Below are 4,076 nucleotides of genomic sequence, written 5' to 3'. Positions count from 1 at the left end.
AACACGCCCTTATAGGGCTTACGATACCACTAATTTTTATTAGTGGTTATGATTTAAAATAGAACCGGTGATTTATCACGTGATGACGATTACTATTACACACAAAGTGCAAACTACTCCCTTTTATTTAATTTCATTATATTTTGTAATATTAAATTTAGCAACATTTTTTATAAAAAAACTGTTAAACCAAAAATAGGTTTAACAGTCTTATTTTAAATCAAATTAATTAAATTGCGAAAACCAAGAAGGAACTTTCTAGGATCAATCATAAACATACCAGCAATTTGTCCGGGATTTTCTGGATTTTCTTCACCACCAGTTCCTGGATCAACTGGGGCTTCACCTCCACCAGTTCCTGGATCAACCGGAGTTTCTGTTCCACCTTCTGTTCCAGAATTTTCTGGAGTTTCAGGTTCTTCTGGTTCTTCTTCAATTGTACAAGTTTCGCTTTCTTCGTCCCATTCACCACCGTCGGCAAGACAAGCTTTTTCTTCTTCACTTGGTTCTTTCTCAACAGATGTATTATCACCTTTTGATAGATATTCAGTTTTAATATATCCACCTTGGTAATTTGATACACCATCTGGAACAGCGATATCTTTGTAATCATAGTAATCTTGACAGAAATCTAATAAATTATGAGAGATATGGAAGGCTGTACCTTGAATCAATTCAGAATATGAGAAGTAACATCCCATAGCTTGATATTTAGCAGTGAATCCAGACCATACTGCAACTGTAATATCATCTGTATATCCTAAAGACCATTCATCTTTAAATGTACCAACTGGAATACCGTATTTAACACCATCTGTACCCCAGTCAGAAGTACCAGACTTACCATATGCCGTATAGTTAGGCGTTGATAAGATATTGTTTAAGTTGCTGTATCCACCATTGACAACACTCTTCAATAAGTAAGAAGTCATGAACGCAGCTTCTTCTGAAATTAATTCATATTCTTCTTTGTTTCCTTCAACTTCTTGATTATCTGAACGACGAATGACTTTACGAACAATATGTGGATTTATACGTTTTCCACCGTTGGCAAAGATTGTATATGCACTTGCTTGTTGAATTGGTGAAGCAAACATATTTGAACCACCAATAGAATATTGTTCATTGAAGTTTTCATATACATCTTCGTCATATCCAAGTTTCTTACAGAAATCAATCCAATAATCATATCCAGTTTCATCAACTAAATCACACATTGCCGCAGCCGCTGGACAGTTTTTAGAAACACCTAATGCATCTTTTAATGACATTTTTCCATTATATTTACCATCAGAGTTATTTAAATTAGAACCGGTATTGAAATAGTCATCGGCTTTATCATCAACCGTATGTTCTGTTGACCAACCTAATAAATCAAAAGTAGAACTATAAGCTAATAAAGGTTTCATAGAAGAACCAGGTTGTTTACGGTCAGTAGAGTTATCAATCTTAACTGCATCTGTGTGATATCTACGACCAGGTCCCACCGCTATGATTTCACCTGTTTTATTTTCGATTACGCTAAATCCAATATCAAATTCATCTCGAGGGAATGAAACAACATTTCCGTTACAAATTTCATCGGCTTGTTTTTGAACAGCTTGATTAATAGAAGTATAAATATCCATTGGAATAATACTAGGATCTTGTCCAGTTACAGCAATCGTTTCAGCAATCGCTTGGTCAACAGCTGCTTCATTTGAATCCACTGAACTTGTTTCTTTATAATTCAAGGCAAAAGATAAATCTGTATTAGAAGCTAATTTATATTCATTTTCTGTAATATATCCATGTTGAAGCATTAATTGTAAAGTAACATCACGACGATTCTCAGCTAATTCTAAGTGATCGACTTCTGTATCATACATATTTGCTAAAGGATTGTATTGACCAGGGGCATTAATACAACCAGCTAGGAAAGCAGCTTCTGATAAGTTGATTTGGGAAATATCTTTTCCAAAGAAATACTCAGCAGCCTTTTGAATACCACGAGTGTTGTTTCCAGAACCAAACCAGATACGATTGACATAGTATTCAAAAATTTCCTCTTTACCAATAGATTGTTCGGCAATTAATGACAAATAAATTTCTTGAATTTTTAATTTAACTTGATCTAATTTACTAACTCCGCCTTTTTCACTTATCATTTTTTCTTCTTGGTTCTTAGTAAAGGCATTGTCAATCATCTGCATTGTCAATGTAGAACCACCTTGTGAAAAATCACCCGAGCGTAAGTTATTTAATGCCGCTGAAATGAAACGAGGAAGGTCAAATCCATTGTGATCAAAGAAACGTGAATCTTCAATAGATAAGAACGCATCAATTACATTTTGGGGAATTTGGTCATATGTGATATCTTCTCTAATTTCATCACCAAATTCATACATTAAATCACCTTTGTAATCATAAACACGTGAATTTGATAACGTTGTTAAACCATCTTCACTAAAACGCATTCCTTCAGGGTCATTGATAACATTTACAAGTATAAAGAATACCGAGATACAACCAACTAGAAAGCACGTCAACACAACGACGGCTATGCGATTCCAAATATCGAGTTTTCTTCGTTTTTTTGGCTGTCCTTGTTTATTTGTTTTGGCCATTTATTTATCCTCCTTAAAATATTTCGCATCCACTGCATCTAAATAAGAAAGCCTTGGATAAAGACCTTCTTTGATCACAATACCATTTTCTTCAAACCAGGAATAAGGAATAAAACTTTTACTAGTTGTTTCTATTTTTGAAATCAATTCTTGGGCATCGACCAAATAAGTTTTATCATGAGCATTGAAACGAATTATAAAAAATCCGATGCCACCATGGTAATGAACATTTTTTAAATGTTCGATTTGATGGGAATGAATCATACTGATAGGAAATTGAACTTTATTTTTCGTTTCTTTTGCTTCAAAATCAATGTATTTTCCTTTGTATACGCCATTATAATCAGTAGTAGAAGGCGTTCGATAATAAGCTTCCACAATTTTAGCTTTATTTCGACTTGGATAATCAACACGCACAACTTGAACAGGCGTTGGTTTTTTATAGATGAGTGCACGCTTACATTCACGATAATAACTATTGGATTCATTGACATCATTTTCAAGGAACATACCTCGTTTAGAGTGATGATCCATGACATTTGTCATTTGATTTGAATGTGCAATTGCACTTGGATATTTGATTGTGCTCATCATTTGTATTATATATTAAATCATAGTAACATTCAAATTGCGGTTGATTTTTTCCTTTTTAAATTGCATAATAATTAATAGATTGAATTAGATTGGGGGAAAGTGAAATGTCTCAAAAAATGAATTTAACTGCAGAACAAATATATGAAAAAGAATTTCACGTTGACGTTAAAGGATATTCATCTGAAGAAGTCGATGTATTTTTAGACGAAATCATTGAAGATTATCAAAGTTATGACGAAACAGTTGAAGAATTATCACAAGCTGTTATGCGTTATGAAGAAAAAATTAAAGAACTTCAACAAGAAATTTATACACTTCAAAATGAAAACCAAAGTTTAAATGAAAAATTAGAAAATGCGCAACAAAACGGTAACTACGATCAAGTTGATATCTTGAAACGTATTGCTCGTTTGGAACAAGCTGTATTCAATACAACACAAGAATAATTAAACAATCAAATTCGACAGTCGCTGACATTATGTTAGAGGAAAGTCCATGCTCGCACAATCTGAGATGATTGTAGTGTTTGTGCTAGATGAATCAATAAGTCTAGGCAAGAAATTGACGGCTGTTTCTTGATCTAAAGCCAATTGGCCATGAAAAAGAACTTTAAAAGTGCCACAGAGACGAGCTAATTTGGAAACAAGTTAGGTGGAACGGGTAAACCCCACAAGCGAGAAACCCAAATTTGGTAGGGGAACCGGCTGGAATGAAATGAAAGGAAGGCTGGAAGTCGAAAGACTTAGATAAATGACTGTCACTAGGTAACTAGAACAGAACATGGCTTATGAATTTGAGATATAGAAGAATCCTTCGGGATTCTTCAGACTGTTGACAAAGTGGTCGACAGTCTTTTTAAATTCTGATATTATTGTT

The 4,076-nt window shown here is 33.8% G+C and carries 3 protein-coding genes and 1 other RNA gene; 2 read left to right on the top strand and 2 right to left on the bottom strand.

The window, feature by feature from the left end; genetic code table 11:
- Positions 1-215 precede the first annotated feature (215 nt).
- Positions 216-2,606, bottom strand: a complete 2,391-nt coding sequence (locus tag ACI313_RS09650) for a transglycosylase domain-containing protein (RefSeq protein WP_320607510.1) — start codon at positions 2,604-2,606, stop codon at positions 216-218.
- A complete protein-coding gene (recU, locus tag ACI313_RS09645) occupies positions 2,607-3,197 on the bottom strand; it encodes a Holliday junction resolvase RecU (RefSeq protein WP_439755880.1) in 591 nt (196 codons plus the stop codon).
- 107 nt (positions 3,198-3,304) lie between these two features.
- Between recU and ACI313_RS09640 the strand changes: the two genes are divergently transcribed.
- Positions 3,305-3,646 (top strand): DivIVA domain-containing protein, encoded by a 342-nt coding sequence (locus ACI313_RS09640; RefSeq protein ID WP_320607509.1) that lies wholly within the window; start codon positions 3,305-3,307, stop codon positions 3,644-3,646.
- 9 nt (positions 3,647-3,655) lie between these two features.
- Positions 3,656-3,993, top strand: an RNA gene (rnpB, locus tag ACI313_RS09635) — RNase P RNA component class B.
- Positions 3,994-4,076 lie beyond the last annotated feature (83 nt).

Origin of the sequence: Floccifex sp. (genome assembly GCF_051873495.1) — a bacterium.
Lineage (GTDB): Bacteria > Bacillota_I > Bacilli_A > Erysipelotrichales > Erysipelotrichaceae > Floccifex.
This window is presented reverse-complemented; position numbering and strand designations above follow the sequence as displayed.